Annotated in this window: 14 protein-coding genes; 4 read left to right on the top strand and 10 right to left on the bottom strand. The window is 31.1% G+C overall.

Annotated features, from left to right (window positions below; all coding sequences use genetic code 11):
* Nucleotides 1–14 precede the first annotated feature (14 nt).
* Together lpxB and LPC16_RS02110 are read left to right on the top strand one after the other, a co-directional pair.
* Nucleotides 15–1,181, top strand: coding sequence for a lipid-A-disaccharide synthase (gene lpxB / locus LPC16_RS02115; protein ID WP_229637559.1), 1,167 nt, complete (start codon nt 15–17; stop codon nt 1,179–1,181).
* Entirely contained in the window at nt 1,182–2,522 is a 1,341-nt protein-coding gene (locus tag LPC16_RS02110) for a GTP-binding protein (RefSeq protein ID WP_229637558.1), read from the top strand. It abuts the gene before it with no gap.
* Between the two features lie 201 nt (nt 2,523–2,723).
* On the opposite strand, the gene LPC16_RS02105 is transcribed toward LPC16_RS02110, so the two are convergent.
* Both LPC16_RS02105 and tsaB read right to left on the bottom strand, forming a co-directional pair.
* Nucleotides 2,724–3,710: a lysylphosphatidylglycerol synthase domain-containing protein gene (locus LPC16_RS02105; RefSeq protein WP_040054663.1), complete on the bottom strand. Its 987-nt coding sequence runs from the start codon at nt 3,708–3,710 to the stop codon at nt 2,724–2,726.
* 169 nt (nt 3,711–3,879) lie between these two features.
* Nucleotides 3,880–4,524: a tRNA (adenosine(37)-N6)-threonylcarbamoyltransferase complex dimerization subunit type 1 TsaB gene (gene tsaB / locus LPC16_RS02100; RefSeq protein ID WP_229637557.1), complete on the bottom strand. Its 645-nt coding sequence runs from the start codon at nt 4,522–4,524 to the stop codon at nt 3,880–3,882.
* A gap of 263 nt (nt 4,525–4,787) precedes the next feature.
* Between tsaB and LPC16_RS02095 the strand changes: the two genes are divergently transcribed.
* On the top strand, nt 4,788–5,678 hold the full coding sequence (locus tag LPC16_RS02095) for a D-alanyl-D-alanine carboxypeptidase (RefSeq protein ID WP_407084187.1): 891 nt from the start codon (nt 4,788–4,790) through the stop codon (nt 5,676–5,678).
* Between the two features lie 547 nt (nt 5,679–6,225).
* On the opposite strand, the gene LPC16_RS02090 is transcribed toward LPC16_RS02095, so the two are convergent.
* Nucleotides 6,226–6,666, bottom strand: coding sequence for a SufE family protein (locus LPC16_RS02090; protein ID WP_229637556.1), 441 nt, complete (start codon nt 6,664–6,666; stop codon nt 6,226–6,228).
* A gap of 282 nt (nt 6,667–6,948) precedes the next feature.
* Here LPC16_RS02090 and hypD point away from each other — a divergent pair, with 282 nt between their 5' ends.
* The gene (gene hypD / locus LPC16_RS02085) at nt 6,949–8,055 is read left to right on the top strand and encodes a hydrogenase formation protein HypD (protein WP_229637555.1); all 1,107 of its coding nucleotides are present in this window, start codon (nt 6,949–6,951) and stop codon (nt 8,053–8,055) included.
* A gap of 132 nt (nt 8,056–8,187) precedes the next feature.
* On the opposite strand, the gene fabD is transcribed toward hypD, so the two are convergent.
* From fabD to crtB, 7 genes are all read right to left on the bottom strand, one after another.
* Nucleotides 8,188–9,066, bottom strand: a complete 879-nt coding sequence (fabD, locus tag LPC16_RS02080; RefSeq protein WP_229637554.1) for an ACP S-malonyltransferase — start codon at nt 9,064–9,066, stop codon at nt 8,188–8,190.
* Between the two features lie 28 nt (nt 9,067–9,094).
* Nucleotides 9,095–10,081, bottom strand: coding sequence for a beta-ketoacyl-ACP synthase III (locus LPC16_RS02075; RefSeq protein WP_040054697.1), 987 nt, complete (start codon nt 10,079–10,081; stop codon nt 9,095–9,097).
* 216 nt (nt 10,082–10,297) lie between these two features.
* The gene (plsX, locus tag LPC16_RS02070; protein WP_229637553.1) at nt 10,298–11,323 is read right to left on the bottom strand and encodes a phosphate acyltransferase PlsX; all 1,026 of its coding nucleotides are present in this window, start codon (nt 11,321–11,323) and stop codon (nt 10,298–10,300) included.
* A 309-nt stretch (nt 11,324–11,632) separates the two neighbouring features.
* A complete protein-coding gene (gene petL / locus LPC16_RS02065) occupies nt 11,633–11,734 on the bottom strand; it encodes a cytochrome b6-f complex subunit PetL (RefSeq protein ID WP_040054656.1) in 102 nt (33 codons plus the stop codon).
* A 236-nt stretch (nt 11,735–11,970) separates the two neighbouring features.
* Nucleotides 11,971–13,062, bottom strand: coding sequence for a redox-regulated ATPase YchF (gene ychF, locus LPC16_RS02060; protein ID WP_229637552.1), 1,092 nt, complete (start codon nt 13,060–13,062; stop codon nt 11,971–11,973).
* A 293-nt stretch (nt 13,063–13,355) separates the two neighbouring features.
* On the bottom strand, nt 13,356–13,565 hold the full coding sequence (locus LPC16_RS02055) for a type II toxin-antitoxin system HicB family antitoxin (RefSeq protein WP_229637551.1): 210 nt from the start codon (nt 13,563–13,565) through the stop codon (nt 13,356–13,358).
* Nucleotides 13,566–13,818: 253 nt separating this feature from the next.
* The gene (gene crtB / locus LPC16_RS02050) at nt 13,819–14,751 is read right to left on the bottom strand and encodes a 15-cis-phytoene synthase CrtB (protein WP_040054653.1); all 933 of its coding nucleotides are present in this window, start codon (nt 14,749–14,751) and stop codon (nt 13,819–13,821) included.
* Nucleotides 14,752–14,831 lie beyond the last annotated feature (80 nt).

The raw sequence follows: 14,831 nt of genomic DNA, 5'->3' as shown, positions 1-14,831 counted from the left end.
GATTAAAGTAATTAATGAAAATTTTTGTTAGTACAGGTGAAGTTTCTGGTGATTTACAGGGTTCAATGTTAGTTGAAGCTCTTTATCGCCAAGCAAAATCTCAAGACATCTCCATAGAAATTATGGCATTAGGAGGTGATGCTATGCTTTCTGCCGGTGCTAATTTGCTTGGTAATACAGCAGCTATCGGTTCTATTGGTATTGTAGAAGCACTGCCTTTTATCATACCTACTTGGCGGATGCAAAATAGAGTAAAAGCTTATTTAAAAGATAATCCTCCAGATATTTTGGTTTTACTGGATTATATGGGACCTAATGTTTCCCTTGGTAAGTATGTCCGAAAAAATCTGCCTCAAGTACCGATTATTTATTACATTGCACCCCAGTCTTGGGTCTGGTCTCCTAATAATAAAACGATTGAACAATTTGCTGAAATAACTGATCTCCTATTAGCAATTTTTCCAGAAGAAGCTAGGTTTTTTGAACAAAAAAATATTAATGTTAAATGGGTAGGTCATCCCTTACTGGATAGAATAGAAAAAGCTCCAACAAAGGAATTAGCACGTCAGTCATTGGGATTAGAAGTCGGTAAACCTGTTATTGCCCTATTTCCAGCTTCTAGATATCAAGAACTAAAATATCACTTACCTTTAATTTGTAAAGCTGCTAAGCAATTACAGGAAAAAGTTCCAGATCTCCACTTTTTATTACCTGTTTCTTTGAAGGAGTATTATGATACTATCGAAAAAATAGTTAAAAAATATGATTTATCAATTACATTATTAGATGGTTCTGCTATGGAAGCTATGGCTGCCGCTGATTTTGCCATTGCAAAATCAGGGACTGTCAATTTAGAGTTAGCTCTTTTAAATGTCCCTCAGCTAGTATTATGTTTAGTTAACCCTCTAACTATGTGGATTGCTAGAAATATTCTTAAATTCTCTATCCCTTTCATGTCACCTCCAAATTTAATCATGATGAAAGAAATAGTACCTGAATTACTACAAGAAGACGCTACTGTAGAATGTATTGTTAAAAAATCTTTAGAGTTATTATTAAATAGTGAATATCGCCAAAAAACATTATCAAACTATAAAGAAATGCGATCTCTTCTAGGAGAAACAGGAGTTTGTGATCGTGTAGCTAACGAGATTTTACATTATAAGAACACCTTAAAGTAATTGGTTTTGGATCAGCAAGATTTTTATATACAACAAACCTATACTAGTCTTCAGGACTCTTTATCTCGGTATACTAACAGTTTATCGAATTATCCTAAAAATATAGCACTGCAAGCAGCTATTAAAAAGGAATTACAAGTAATTAAAATAGCACTAGAAAAAGTTAATAACAATGTTGTTAAAATTGCTACTTTTGGATTAGCTAGTCGGGGTAAGTCTGCCATTGCCAATGCATTAGTTGGTCAATATGTTTTTAATAGTGAACCAGTTAATGGAACTACAAAGTGGCCAAAATCTTTTCGTTGGATGCCTGATGACACAAAAGTCATGCTAGAGTTTATTGATACTCCGGGGCTAGATGAAATAAATGAAATTCAAAATTCAACAATGTTTCGAGAAGTTACAGAAGAATCGGATCTAATATTATTTGTAATTTCTGAAGATATTGTTGAAACTGAATACAAAGCCTTGATATACTTAAAAAAATTATTAAAACCTATTATCTTAGTGTTTAATAAAATTGATTTATATCCAGAAAAAACTTGTCTTAATATTTATAAACAATTACAAGAATTTAGTAAAGATTTTAAGAATGAAGAAAAACTATTAATTAATATTCAAGACATAGTTTTAGTAGCTGCCTCTCCTAAAACTATACCTATAAAGATTAGAAATGTTGATGGAAAAGTTAAAAAAGAGGTAGAAATTCAAACTCCTCAGATAAAAAGTTTGAGACATAAAATATTAGGTGTTGTAAATAATGAAGGACGTTATCTTCTGTGTCTAAATGTTTTACTACAAGTAAAGCAAGCTGAAGAAAATATTGCTCTTAAAATTATTCAAATACTTGAAAAAGATGCTGAATATATTATTAAGAAATATGTGAAGTACAAATCTTTAATAGTTACTTTTAATCCTATTGCTGTTTTAGATATTTGCATAGGATTATTAATTGACTTAGCATTAATTAGAAAACTATTTTATTTGTATGCGTTACCAATTACTAATCACAACATAGACAAATTATGGTTTCAGATCTTTTTTAGTTCCGGTAAATTACTTCTTAGTGAAGTTTTTACTGGTTTAGTATTGAGTATTAGTAAAACAATAATGATGATTACCAATGTACTAGATAAACCAACAGCTATAGAGATTTATGGAACTAGCGCTATTCTCCAAGGTGGAATTGCCGCTCATAGCACTTATAGGATAAGCAAGGCTGTCCAGAGTTATTTAGCTAAAAGCTGTAGCTGGAGAATTTTAGGTTCAAGTGAAATAATAGAAAATATTTTAAACGAGGCTAATGAAAATATGATGATATATAGTCTAAGATTAAAGTAGTATTTTATTAATCAATATACTAATTGAATTATTTAAGAAATAAAATGTGAATAATACTTTTTTTAATAGAAATATAGGTCGAAAATTTAGGTGCAATACGTCATATATAGTACGTAGATTTTAATAACTTTATTTATGGCTATGAATATTTTCTTTTCAAATATATAAATAATTCGAACTGTTTAAAAAAAATGAAGAAGCTTATAGCTTACTTTTTATTTTATTAATAACAGAAGTAGAGATGTTAGTATTTTTGTTATTAAAAAAGTTGCTCAATTCATATTTACCTAGAAGTAAAATAGCTATTCCTAAAGGAATAAAATAATAAATTCCACGATAAATCAATAAAGTACCTAATAATTCCTCCGATTTAATAAATGGAGCAAGTAACAAGATCATTACTGTTTCAAAAACACCTAGTCCTCCTGGAACATTACTAGCTAATCCTGCTACTTGAGCCAGGATATAGATTCCAAAAAAAGCAGGATAAGATAAAGATATCGAAGTTTGTAAAAGAATATAAAAAACCATTGCAGCAAGAGCCCAATCTAGACTAGAGATAACGAGTTGACCAATTGCTAGTTGAGGAGAAAGATGAGGAATAACCCATTTCCCTATAAATAAAGGCTTTTGACGAACTACCGTAAAAAATAAATAAACGAGAATTATAATTAAAAAAATTATTCCCAAAGGACGAACTGAGAGAAAAGGAATGTCCAACAAACGAGGAATTGCCAAAGATTCTTTTAGAAAGAGAATACTACCAATACTAAATAATCCTAAACAAAATGATAGATTACAAAAGGCTGAAATTTGTGCAATTGTAATCATGGAAAATCCCCAAGTAGAGTAAAATCTATAACGGATCATACAACTACTTAGAACAGCAAATCCTATACTATTACTAATTCCGGAACAAATAATGCCAACCAAGATTTTTTTTCGATATGGTAATGTCCGACGGACATAAGAGAGGGCAAGGCATTCATACCCTGTCATCACAAGATAATTAACACTCATGCAAACAATTGCCCAAAAAATAGAGGATGAAGGAATCTTAGATAGACTATCCCAGACATTTGCGGCTTGGTAATGTTGAAAATTATTCTGTATAGTCCATATAGACAAGGCAAATACTACTAGACTGAAACAGGGAGGAATAAAGCGTAAAAGGTTGTTCTTATCCATAAAATAGAAGGTATCATGAACCAAATGTTTAGTTTTATGTTTTAGAAAATTGGGGCATAATTATAAAATTTAATATTGTTACAAACTTCAGTATCTATAATCTTTTTTATTATTCTTAATGATACTAAGTATTTATTTTTGTCTGAATTTTTTATTTTATGAACCTTAGCTATTTAGTAATACTTGAATATCCATAAAATGGTTTGCTTTCTGAAAAATGAGGACGCTTCCCTTGTTCCCAATCAAATTCTGCTAATTCCAAAATGCTACAAGCTGTAACTCCTATCTCTGATGTAACAATTAGAGGCTCACAAAATAAGTTCATATCTTCTAAAACTTTTTTCCATTTGTCCAATTCCATTACAGTATCATCAATAACTGTAATTAAGCCATTTCCTTTAGATTTTTTTTCATAGACTGCTCCATAAATTTGTCCTCTTGAAGCTTTCATTTGTATAGCTATGAAGTCTTTGAATAGCTTGTCATTCTTATGGAACCAAGCAAATGCTGCTAGAGTAGAAATACTGAATAAGGGAATCTCGAGTTGCTGAGCTATTGTACGAGCGGCAGTCATGCCAATTCTGGTACCAGTAAAACTTCCCGGACCTTTTGCTACAGCAACAAAATTAATATCTTTCCATCCCTGAGGTTGAATAAATTCTTGTAAAATTTTATGAAAACGACTTGATAATTGGCGATTAACATTCCAAACTTTAGTATTTTTTTTTCGGTCTTGTCTGCTTAAACTAAGTCCTAACTGAGTGCTGGTAGTATGTAACCCTAACCCACGAGTACAAGAATCTGATACCATCATAATTAATAAACTATTATATAGTTGCTAGTTCAATAATATTTCATTAATTACATTTTTCCTACTAAAGATTTTTTATCATTTAGATATTAAATAGAAAATTAAACATTTCTCTTTCAGAAGAGTATTATATTTTTAAAATATTTGTTTAACCTATATCAAAATTTAAAAAGAGACTAATATAGGGTTATTTCTTAATTTACAGGAAGAATCCGAATTTTTTCTAATGTCTCAGATTTAACATGAATAACTAAGAAACCATTGTTATGACACTGCCTAATTTTTTTTTGTTTTCCAAAAAAGCTATTTTAGCTATAACTTTCTTTACTTGGACTAATAACGGTTTTGCTAGTGATTTAAATCTTCCTCGAAAACAGTCTTTACCCCACCATAACGTAAATTTTGTTCAACCATATACAAATAAACCTAGCACGGTTGAAACTAAGTCCTGTAGGCTCTTAGTCCATAAACAGTTAAATAATATCATTCTTTCTCATGGAAAGCATTGGGGAGTGTTAGTAGAAAAATTAGAAGATGGGACTATACTATATAGTCATAATCCAGATAAATATTTTATTCCTGCTTCTAACAATAAGATTTTTACTACCGCTGCAGCATTGCAATTATTTAATCCTAAGTCAAAAATCGGGTCAAAAACTTTAAAATCTTGGATTAATATTACAAATCTTAAGAGTAATAATTACTATGCAGATACATTACTTCGTTATGTTGGTGGACATCAAACTGCAAAAAATACTTTAGCGGAGCTGGGCATTGATTCTAACAGTTTTCGTCAAGTTGATGGTTCAGGATTATCTCGCCGTAATGTAGCTACACCTCGTTCTTTAGTTACTATTTTAAGAGCCACTTACTATACTGCCGCTAAAAAACATTTTTATACTTCTTTACCTGTCGCTGGTTTAACAGGTACTCTTCGTCATCGCATGAAGAGTACTCCCGCTCAAGGATTCGTCTATGCGAAGACAGGGACTTTAAGGAATGTAAGAGCATTATCTGGCTACATAAACCATCCTTATTTTGGTATGGTAGTTTTTAGTGTTTTAGTTAACAACTCTAATGTTTCAGGCTCAAATTTAATTAAAGAAATAGATAAAATCATAATACAGTTAAGTAAGGTAAATAATTGCAGCTACTAGATTAAGCTAGAGTTAGTTATCTGTTTCAAAACATTTTGATAAATAAGAATGATTTCTTTGAAAATCATTCTTATTTATCAACAAAACTTATGTATGTTAAATAATTAATTCTTCTTATTTCAATAATTTTATTAAAATTAATAATTGACTGAATACAAAAAAATATCTTGTACTTCTTAAATATCTAGTGGAAATAGCTATACTGAAAGTTTAAAGACCTTTAAAATTACAAGATGGTTAAAGGATTTGCAATAATACTAAACTATAGTCTTATATAAGAATTTTACAAAAAGTAAGATATATTAAAAAATATGAAGAGTATATAATCAAACTATTTTTACTTAAATTACATTCCAATAACAAGACTAGTAACTTTAAAAACAATTTAATCTTACGTGCATAAGTTAAGATAACTTAAGCGAAAGTTTTAAGTCATAAATCTTTTAATGATGATCATCGATATTTCTTCAAAAGTAACTTATGTAAATTAATTATTTTTTACATTGAAAGATGATTTTAATATTTAAATTATCCTTGAATAAATTCATCAAGTTGACATTCCTAACTGAAAAGCTAATGCCTTAGTCTTCATAAGTTGTAAGGTGTTATAGAAACCATTAGCTCGAGATGGCGTTAAACTAACTTTTAAACCTGTTTCCTCAATAAAATCAGGATTTATGTCTAAAATTTCTTGAGGAGTTAGTCCATTTAAGCCTTCAATTAGCAAAGCAACTAATCCCTTCACTAATTGAGCATCGGAATCTCCTTGATACCATATTTTGCCATCTTTCAAATCTGCGCTGATATATACTTTAGAGACACATCCTTTAACTTGGTTTGTTTCTGTTTTAATATGTTCTGGCATTTCTGACAGCTTTTTAGCATACCATAATAATTGTTCATAACCTTTCTTGGGGTCAGAACGCTTCTTAAACTTTTCAACAATGCGGGCCAAATTAGGTGGTAAAGAGCTTTCTGGAGACAGCATAAGTAAAAACCTACGATTTAAAAATTAACTTAAGTTTTCTCTGGAGATTTTATCTTAACAACTATAAGGATATAATATCAAGTTAGTGTTTATCTGAAGTTAGGTAATTAACTCTATGTTAGTTTTATAAGAATATTACTATCTTCAAATACCTAACTTTAGAGATACAACAATTAAGAAACAATTAATTTTCTTGTATATATTAAATTCAACATATAGAATCGAACCGGTAATCTTAATATTTAGAGTCTATTCAGAGAAATTATACTTTAAAAGATAACTATGAGATTTGTTGATGAATACCGTGATTCTAAATTAGTTAAAATATTTACTAAAAACATTGTAAAAAATGTTAGTCAGCCTTGGACAATTATGGAGATTTGTGGTGGACAAACACACTCAATCTTTAAGTACGGGATTGATCAGCTACTACCCCCTGAAATAACTTTAATACATGGACCAGGATGTCCTGTTTGCGTAACTTCTATAGAATTGATTGATTACGCCTTGATTATAGCCAATTTACCTAATGTTATTTTTTGTTCTTTCGGGGATATGTTAAGAGTCCCAGGGACAAGTAAAGATTTGCTTATGGTAAAAGCTTCTGGAGGAGATGTACGTATTGTTTATTCTCCTTTAGATAGTTTGAAGATTGCTCAAGAAAATCCTGACAAACAAATTGTTTTTTTTGCTGTTGGTTTTGAGACAACAGCTCCTGCAACAGCAATGGCTGTATATCAAGCAAAACACCAAAACATTAAAAATTTTTCTTTATTAGTTTCCCATGTTTTAGTCCCGCCAGCTATGAAAATGCTTTTATCATCTCCTAATTGTACAGTACAAGGATTTTTGGCTGCCGGTCATGTTTGTACAATAACAGGATATGAAGACTATCAAGCTATCTCCAATAAACATAAGATTCCTATTATAGTAACAGGGTTTGAACCTTTAGATATCTTAAAGGGAATTTATCAATGTGTATTACAACTAGAATCTGGTAAGTTTGAATGCAAGAATCAATACTTTCGTTCTGTCAAAATTGAAGGAAATATATTAGCAAAGCAGTTAGTCCAAGAAATTTTTACAACAGTATCTCGTTGTTGGAGAGGTATCGGTGAAATTTCAGAGAGTGGGTTATCTTTAAGGCCTGAATATCAATTTTATGATGCTTTAAATCGCTTTAAAATTTCTAAAGATAAAACTGTTCAATCAGCGTATCCAGAAGTGTGTATTAGTGGTGATATTATGCAAGGGCAAAAAAAACCTTATGATTGTCCAGCTTTTGGAAATGTATGTACTCCAGAAAGTCCCTTAGGTGCTCCTATGGTATCTTCAGAAGGAACTTGTTCAGCTTATTATAGATATCGTAGCCACTCTCCTCAGCCTTGAGAGCATAAACTGTTTATTTTGAGATAACTAGATTACAAATAATCTTACATATCTTCATAAAGAATTGTCGAACAATGTATAAATATAAACATCTAACTTTTCTACAAATAAAATCATTTTTTTATATCATTCTCAAAAATCAGATAGGGAGCTAATATTTTTTATAGTAATTTGAGTATATTCTTTCTTAAATAAATTAGATAAAATTTTCCCTGGTCCAATTTCTACTATTCTAATTACTTCGTGCTCTACCATAGATATCATAGTTTCGCGCCAACGAACTGAACCAGTCATTTGTTTTTTTAGATTTTCCTTTAAAACAATTTTAGAAGTTCTTGGAACTGCTTCAACATTTGAAAGAACAGGAACTTGTGCTTCTTCGAAATTAATATTTTCTAATAATACTTGAAATTGTTCAGATGCTTCTTTCATTAAATGGGAGTGAAATGCTCCGGAAACCTTGAGTTCAATTACTCTTTTAGCCTTAATACTATTAGAAACTTTGTCAACTGCTTGAGGAGTACCTGAAATAACTACTTGTTGTTCACTATTGTCATTAGCTAAAACTACATTAGGAACATTTGCAATTATTTCATTCAGATATAAGCGATCAAATTTTATTAAAGCGACCATTTTTCCTCCAACAACATTATCCATAAATTCTGCACGGTTTTTAACTAGTTGTAATCCTGTGGTAAAGTCAAAGACTTCTGCTGCATGTAAGGCTGCATATTCTCCCAAACTATGACCAGCTAGAAAATTTGGATTTGTTTGATTTTGCTTTAATAAATTAATAAGAATACATTGGATTACGTAAAGACAAGGTTGAGTATATAAGGTCCTAGATAAAATTTTTGTATCTCCCTGACATACTTCAAGTACAGACCATCCTAAAATATCTTGTGCTTTTCTAAAATATTCTTTTCCTAAGTCAGTTGTTGCCAGATCTCGTCCCATACCAACTATTTGTGATCCCTGTCCCGGAAAAATCCACGCTGTTTTTGTCACCATATTTTTTCAAGAATGTTTAATAAAAAGATTAAACTTCAATACTCCATCTAAAAATAACTGCTCCCCAAGTTAAGCCAGCACCGAAACCTGAGCTAGCAACAATATTACCTGATTTTATTTTTCCAGATCTTACGGCTTCATCTAGAGCTAGAGGAATAGATGCAGCTGAAGTATTACCATACTTACTCACATTCGAAATTACCTTTTCTGATGGAATTTTAAGTTTTTTAGCAACTGCATTTATAATCCTCTGATTTGCCTGATGCAAAATAAGCCAGTCAATATCGTCAACTGTCAATTCTGCTTTAGAAAGAGCATTCTCAATAACTTCTGGAACTTTCTCAATAGCAAAACGATAAATCTCTTTTCCTTTCATCGTAAGAAATTGATAGTTTCCTTGATTAACAACCATCCCATTTTTAAGAAATTTAGCTTGAAAGTTATATGCTAAATTAAGGGACTGATTTTGTTTTCCATCACTATACATAGCAAAGCCCAGCAGGTGGTTATTTTTAGTAGTTCGTTGACAAACCACTGCTCCAGCTCCATCTCCAAATAATACACAAGTAGTACGATCAGACCAGTTTACCCAACGAGAAAGCATATCACCACCAATTACCAGAACCTTTTGGTAAACTCCTGAATAGATAAATTGAGCAGCTGTAATTAATCCAAAGACAAAACCTGAACAAGCGGCTGTTAAATCAAAAGCTACTGCATTCTCAGCTTTCAAAATATTTTGAATCTTAGATGCACTGCCAAACAAATCATCAGCTGTAGAGGTTGCTAAGATAATTAAGTCAATATCAGAAGGAGAAAGTCCTGCCATAGCAATTCCTTTAACTGCAGCTTCAGCTGAGAGATCACTTAAAGATAAGTTGTTTGTTGCTAAACGCCTTTCTTTAATGCCTGTTCTAGTATAAATCCATTCATCAGACGTATCTACTAAATGGCTTATATCGTTATTTGTCATTATTTGTTTTGGCGTAGCTGAACCACAGCCAGTAATAGCCATACCAATATCTAACTCTTTCAATAATTATTCCCCCTGATAATTTTTTAGCATAATTGAATAAAAGAGGATTTAAAATTAAAATTTTGAAAAATTCTTTTCTTACTTTTACTTATATTTTATATTCTTCTACCTCAAAATTAGAGATATGAAAAAAGAAAAACAGTAAATAATAATAGATGGCATTTAGAAGTTTTATTTTTGCTATTACTCAATCTGTTAATTAGAGTTATCTGACATTAGCTTATCTCCATAAGAATTAATCTGTTCTAATACTTTATGATCAACAGCTTCTTTAGCTAAACGAATTGCATTAAAGATTGATGGAGCTTGGGAACTACCATGGCTAATAATACAAATGCCAGCTACCCCCAATAATAAACCACCACCATGTTCAGCATGATCTATCCGTTGTTTGAGTTTTTTTAGATTGGGTTTTAATATAGTTGTCCCTAGCAATCCTTTCCAACCTTGGGGTAGCTCTTCCTGTATAATTTGTAAAACTATGTCACCAACTGCTTCAGCAAATTTGAGCAAAACATTACCTACAAAGCCATCACAAATAATAACGTCAAATTTTCCCGAAAGTACATCTCGGCCTTCTGCATTACCAACAAAAGGAATCACTTTATTATCTTTTAACAACTTATAAGTTGTTAAAGCAAGATCGTTTCCTTTATTTGGTTCTTCTCCAATATTTAGTAGCCCTACTTTTGGACTTTCTACTCCCATCACATATCTACTATAAACTGTTCCCATTAGAGCAAATTGTTCTAAGTATTTAGGACGACAATCTACATTAGCTCCTACGTCCAAAACAATAACCGACTTGTTCACTATAAGAGTTGGAAAAACAGCTCCAATAGCTGGACGATCAATGCCTTTAAGACGTCCTAATTTAAGAGTAGCAGCTCCCATGGCTGCTCCAGAATGTCCAGCGGATATCACTGCATCTGCACGATTTTTTTTAACTAAGTCCATAGCAACATTGATTGAAGCTTTAGGCTTACGACGAAGTTCGTTAATTCCTTCGTGCATAGCGATTATTTCATCTGCATCTACTACTTCAATATTAGAAAACTTATTACTATCTTGAAAAGATGCTTGAATTTGTTGACGATCACCTACCAACAGAATATCCACATCTAATTCTCTTGAGGCTCGGATAGCCCCTTTTATAATTTCTATAGGAGCATAATCTCCTCCCATAGCATCTACTGCTATTCTTGCTCGATTTCCTGCCATTAGTCAAAATGATAGAAGCCATAAGAATTCTAGCAGAAGCATTGAAGAATTCTAAATAAAAAATTAAAAATCATTTAAGTAATCAGGTTAGATAAAAATACAAAGTCAAAATAATACGATTATATTTCACGGAAGACTAATATTCTATATGCCTTGTTATGTGTCTTAAAATCACTGAAATAATTTACTTAATTATTAACTTTATTTTTACTAAGGCTAATTCTTTCTAAAATTTGATAAACGTTTTGAAGATAACTTTTACCGTTAGAATAATCTAAGTAGAATATCGGCATTATGCCGATATTCTACTTAGATTATTTTAACAGCACGTAATCCAAAATATAATCCAAGAGCAATCATAGTATAGGAAATAATATATCCGCCGAATCCAAGAATAACAGGTCCTGACATTAGTTTTGAATACCCCTTAATAGTTGCTTAAAATATTTTAACTCTTTTGTGTATCTTCTTTAGTATAAAAGAAAAAAATATTTGATTTATATCTCAAAGTATGAATAGTAGGTATGGTTACTTTTTCTCAACAAACTAATACTATTAAATAAATATTAATCGCTCTTAGTATACTATTTAGATTAAATTGATTAATAATTAATAGTTAATGTTGACCATATATTCTTAGAAAGCTATTAAACATTAAATCTAAATAATATAACATCCCCTTCTTGAACAATATAGTCTTTACCCTCACTTCTGACTAAGCCTTGTTCTTTTGCTAAAGTAATAGTTTTGTAAGATACTAAATCTTCGTAAGAGACAGTCTCAGCACGAATAAATCCTTTCTCAAAGTCTGAATGAATTACACCTGCAGCTTGAGGTGCTTTCATACCAGCATGAATAGTCCAAGCACGAGTTTCTTTAGGTCCAGTAGTTAAATATGTTCTTAATCCAAGCAAGTCATAAACTGCTTTGATTAAAAGCTTTAAGCCACTCTCATTTACTCCTAAGGCATTTAAAAACTCTAATTTTTCTTCATCTGAAATTTCTATTAGCTCTGACTCTACTTGAGCAGATACTACTACCACTTTTGCATGACTAGTAGAAGCAATTTTTTTTACTTCTTTTACCCAATTATTTTCTGAACTTAAATCATCTTCAGATACATTAGTAGCATAGATAACCGGTTTAAGGGTAAGTAATTCTAAAGGCTTAGCTAATATTTTTTCCTCTTCTGTTAGTTCTAAATCACGGGCCGGCATACCTTGATTAAGCTGGATAATAAACTTTTCTAAAACAGATATTTCTTCCTGTTCTTCTTTCTGACTATTTTTTTGTTTCTTTAATCTATTTAAACGTTTTTCGACTTGAGAAAGATCAGCCAAAATTAATTCTAGATTGATAGTTTCAATATCTCTCATTGGATTTACAGAACCTGATACATGAATAATATCATCATTATCAAAACAACGTACAACATGAACTATGGCATCTACTTCACGAATATTAGCTAAAAATTGATTCCCGAGACCTTCTCCCTGTGCGGCACCTTTGACTAATCCGGCAATATCTACAAATTCAATACGAGTGGGTAGAATTTTTTCTGACTTGGAAAGTTCAGCTAAAATTTCTAATCTTTTATCAGGAACAGATACTAGGCCTACGTTAGGTTCAATAGTACAAAAGGGAAAGTTTGCTGCATCTGCTTTAGCATTAGCGACTAAAGCATTAAATAATGTCGATTTACCAACATTAGGGAGTCCAACTATTCCAGCTTTTAGCATTTAATTTGCGTTAATTTTAAATTATTTCTTATTTATTATAATCATCTATGGTAAATAATCAATTTGTATTTTCCTTTTCTAAGTTTTTACAATATATTAATCATAAATGATATTATTGTCTTGCTTATTCTATAGTTATGAAGAATGCTCTATTAGTAATTATTTCTTTAAACAATTAAATCTAAACACAGGATATTTAAAATATAAGTAATATTATTTTTTACAAAAAATGTTTGGAGTAATCCAAAATAATTAGATTACAATAAAGTGATTACTCCTATAAGCTTTTACAGTTAATTAACTTCTACATATTCACATATTGTTTTAGGACTAGGAAAAGAATTACCTTCTTTTTCTAATCCGCCTAAATGATTAGAAATCGAGTTATATATGAGTTCTCTTGTCTCCTCTACAGTTTTTCCAACCGCAGAACATTCCGGTAAGTCAGGAACATAAGCTCCATAATAATATTTGCCCTTTTCAATAACTACAGCATATCGCATGAATAATCCTCTTTTTTTAGCTCCGTTATTTTAATGTTAATATATTTTCCTCTACTCATTAATTAAATTTGACCTAATCAATAAATAAAGGAAAATAATAATAGTAGTCTAACGAATATAAAGCCCTATGATATCAATCATATCTTCATATATTATGTATAATGCCGCTGCTTTAGAATAAAGCAGCGGCATTATACATACGAACATAAAATTTTTCTTATATAATTATGATTGCGATTATAAAAGCAAAGACTTAAAGTGTTTGAGCTCTTAACCAAGCAATAGGCAAATACATAATTTTTTTGAAATTTGGAACAAAAGCACGTTTGGAAAATACATCATATTCATTAGCTTCAATCATATCTAGGATACCTTGATAAAGCATTAAAGCTGACCAGACAGGCCAACGAGAGTCTCTAGATAAGACTCTAATGCCACGTTCAGCATCTTTATAGTATTGTCGAGCTCTTTGAATTTGAAAATTCATTAAATTTTTCCAACGATCATCTATTACCCCATTAAATAAATCTTCTTCAGTATATTTAAAACGTTCCAAATCTTCTAAAGGTAAATAAATTCGTCCTCTTTGAGCATCTTCTCCGATATCCCTCAGTATATTTGTTAATTGATTAGCAATACCTAGGGCAATTGCCTCTTCTTTAGGAATACTTCGTTTAGATTTTATTTCCCAAGGGACGATAGAGGGATATTCTTCGATACCTAGAACTGCATTAGACATAAGTCCTACTGTACCTGCGACACGGTAACAGTAGAGCTTAAGTTCCTCAAAAGTTTGATAGCGATTACGATATAAATCCATCTTTTGACCTGCTATCATATCCTTGAAGGGAGCGATTTCTATCGGAAAATTTCTCAATGTATCAACTAAGGCAACATCTTCGTCATCTAAGGGATAACCTGCAAATAAATACTCTAAATTATTTTCCCATTTTTGCAAGGTTTCTGGTGTTGTGAAATTAGCCTGAGCTCCATCAACTAATTCATCAGTACGTCGGCACCAAACGTAGAGAGCCCAAATTGCGCATCTTTTCTTAGGTGGCATTAATAATGTTCCTAAGTAAAAAGTTTTAGAATATTTCTGAGTAATTCGACGACAGCGTTCATAAGCCTCTACGACAGAATTTAGGGCTTTTGGGGTTTGGGGAGTTTTAGGGATTTGTAGCATTCAGCACAAGCAGAATGATTTTTATAACGATAAAGATAGTAGAAAATCAATGAAATCTTAACTTTTTAGATATATCTATC

Origin of the sequence: cyanobacterium endosymbiont of Braarudosphaera bigelowii, from assembly GCF_020885515.1 — a bacterium.
GTDB classification, from domain to species: Bacteria; Cyanobacteriota; Cyanobacteriia; order Cyanobacteriales; family Microcystaceae; genus Atelocyanobacterium; species Atelocyanobacterium thalassa_A.
Note: the sequence above shows the minus strand (reverse complement) of the source record. Positions and strands in the feature narration are given on the sequence as shown.

Coding starts and splice junctions, on each gene's coding strand:
- lpxB (WP_229637559.1), top strand. CDS start 15: ATGAAAATTTTTGTTAGTACAGGTGAAGTTTCTGGTGATTTACAGGGT.
- LPC16_RS02055 (WP_229637551.1), bottom strand. CDS start 13,565: ATGCGATATGCTGTAGTTATTGAAAAGGGCAAATATTATTATGGAGCT.
- plsX (WP_229637553.1), bottom strand. CDS start 11,323: ATGGCAGGAAATCGAGCAAGAATAGCAGTAGATGCTATGGGAGGAGAT.
- petL (WP_040054656.1), bottom strand. CDS start 11,734: ATGTCAGGACCTGTTATTCTTGGATTCGGCGGATATATTATTTCCTAT.
- tsaB (WP_229637557.1), bottom strand. CDS start 4,524: ATGATGGTATCAGATTCTTGTACTCGTGGGTTAGGGTTACATACTACC.
- LPC16_RS02090 (WP_229637556.1), bottom strand. CDS start 6,666: ATGCTGTCTCCAGAAAGCTCTTTACCACCTAATTTGGCCCGCATTGTT.
- ychF (WP_229637552.1), bottom strand. CDS start 13,062: ATGCTAAAAGCTGGAATAGTTGGACTCCCTAATGTTGGTAAATCGACA.
- fabD (WP_229637554.1), bottom strand. CDS start 9,066: ATGGTGACAAAAACAGCGTGGATTTTTCCGGGACAGGGATCACAAATA.
- LPC16_RS02105 (WP_040054663.1), bottom strand. CDS start 3,710: ATGGATAAGAACAACCTTTTACGCTTTATTCCTCCCTGTTTCAGTCTA.
- crtB (WP_040054653.1), bottom strand. CDS start 14,751: ATGCTACAAATCCCTAAAACTCCCCAAACCCCAAAAGCCCTAAATTCT.
- LPC16_RS02075 (WP_040054697.1), bottom strand. CDS start 10,081: ATGGCTATTACTGGCTGTGGTTCAGCTACGCCAAAACAAATAATGACA.
- hypD (WP_229637555.1), top strand. CDS start 6,949: ATGAGATTTGTTGATGAATACCGTGATTCTAAATTAGTTAAAATATTT.
- LPC16_RS02095 (WP_407084187.1), top strand. CDS start 4,788: ATGACACTGCCTAATTTTTTTTTGTTTTCCAAAAAAGCTATTTTAGCT.